General features: G+C 65.5%; 1 protein-coding gene. It reads right to left on the bottom strand.

Annotated features, from left to right (window positions below; translation table 11 throughout):
• The coding region (locus ACFUTX_RS16480; protein ID WP_378867207.1) for an IS481 family transposase at positions 1-973 on the bottom strand (973 nt) is incomplete at its 3' end.
• Positions 974-1,072: the final 99 nt, after the last annotated feature.

Genomic DNA, 1,072 nt, shown 5'->3' on the forward strand with positions numbered 1-1,072 from the left:
TGTTCTTCCCCGTGAGGTTGTGAACGCGGTCTGAGGGGACGGTGCCGCCGATGCCGGTGTGGGGTCTGTGGTGATTGTAGTGATGGAGCCAGGCGTCGTAGGTTGCGGCGCGGGCTTCGTCGTTGGCGTAGGTGGTGGCATAAGCCCATTCGGCGGCAAGTGTGCGGTTGAATCGCTCGACCTTTCCGTTGGTCTGGGGCCGGTATGCGCGGGTGCGGCGATGCTGGATGTTGGTGTTGGCGAGGGCTGCGGCAAAGTCGCGTGAGCGGTAGCAGGAGCCGTTGTCGGTCATCACCGCGGTCACGGTGACGCCGATGCTGGCGAAGAACGCGTTCGCGCGTTCCCAAAACCCCGCCGCGGTCTCCTTGCGTTCGTTCTCGAGAATCTCGGAGTAGGCGACCCGGGAGTGGTCGTCGACGGCGTGATGCAAGAACGCGTAGCCCCGGCCGCTGGCGCCGTGACCGTTGTTGTTCTTCCTCCCCGCCTGCTTGCCGAGCATCCGCCAGCCACCACCGTCGGGGATGCGTCCCAGCTTCTTGATGTCGACGTGGACGAGGTCGCCCGGCGCTGCCAGTTCGTAGCGCATCGGTGTCGGTCTGCGGACGGGGAGCCCGGTCGCCCGATCAATGTGATTCAGCAGCGGCATCCGATGCCGTGCGAGGACCCGCCCGACCGTCGAGCGTGGGATGCCGAGGTGGTAGCTGATCCGGTGCGGTCCCCATTGCCGTGTGAACCGCAGCGAGATGATGCGACGCTCTGCCCGCCGCGACAACCGCGTCGGCGACGACAACGGCCGCGAGCTGCGGTCCGTCAATGCCAGTCCCAACCGATACCGGCGCGACCATCGAGACGCAGTCGCCGGCGAACACTGGAACCGTTCCGCAGCACGCCGCACCGACCAACCATGGTCGACGATGAGAGCAGCAAGACGACGACGCCCCTCCGGCGTCAAAGGGGCATTAGCGTGAGTCACGAAGACCTCCGTGGAGCGGATGTGAGGGTGGTACCCACATCGTCCCGGAGGTCTTCGCCTACCTCAGGTGTTCACAACGTGTCGGGGAAGAACAGCTAG

The sequence above is a fragment of the Microbacterium sp. NPDC057407 genome (assembly GCF_042803895.1).
Lineage (GTDB): Bacteria > Actinomycetota > Actinomycetes > Actinomycetales > Microbacteriaceae > Microbacterium.